Source organism: Pseudonocardia sp. SID8383 (assembly GCF_009864975.1).
In the GTDB taxonomy this organism is placed as follows: Bacteria; Actinomycetota; Actinomycetes; order Mycobacteriales; family Pseudonocardiaceae; genus Pseudonocardia; species Pseudonocardia alni.
Genome location: NZ_WWFY01000673.1, coordinates 1 through 513, shown reverse-complemented (window position 1 = coordinate 513; position 513 = coordinate 1). Strand labels below are relative to the sequence as shown.

The 513-nt window shown below is 78.4% G+C and carries 1 protein-coding gene; it reads left to right on the top strand.

The features are described from left to right. A partial coding sequence (locus tag GTW08_RS16385) for a PucR family transcriptional regulator (RefSeq protein WP_202417250.1) occupies positions 1-397 on the top strand: 397 nt, incomplete at its 5' end. Positions 398-513 lie beyond the last annotated feature (116 nt).

Below are 513 nucleotides of genomic sequence, written 5' to 3'. Positions count from 1 at the left end.
GTCGGCGGCGGACGCGCTGTCCGGTGCACTCGCCGAGGCCGGGCACGCCGCGGGGCTGGCGGCGGCCCGGTCCGGCCCGGTGACCTCGGTGCGGGCCGGGGAGATCACCTCGCACGTCGCGCTGCTGGCCGGGGTCCCCGACGACGTGCGGCGCGGCTTCGCCGCCCAGGTCCTCGGCCCGGTGCTCGCCCACGACGCGCGGTCGGGCACCGGGCTGCTGGAGACCCTGGGGGTCTTCCTCGACGAGTCCGGGTCGTGGAACCGGACCGCGGCCCGGCTGCACCTGCACGTCAACACCGTCCGGTACCGGATCGGCCGGGTGGCGGAGCTGACCGGGCGCGACCCGTCGTCGTTCGCCGACCGCGTCGACCTCTACCTGGCGCTGCGCTCGCGCTGACGGCGGCTCAGCCGGACACGAGGTCGTCGAAGCGGTGCCCGGCGACGGTCGCGACGGCGACGAGCGCCGCCGCGTGCTCCTGCGCCGGCGGGTGGGTGAGCCGGCGCCGCGCGGTC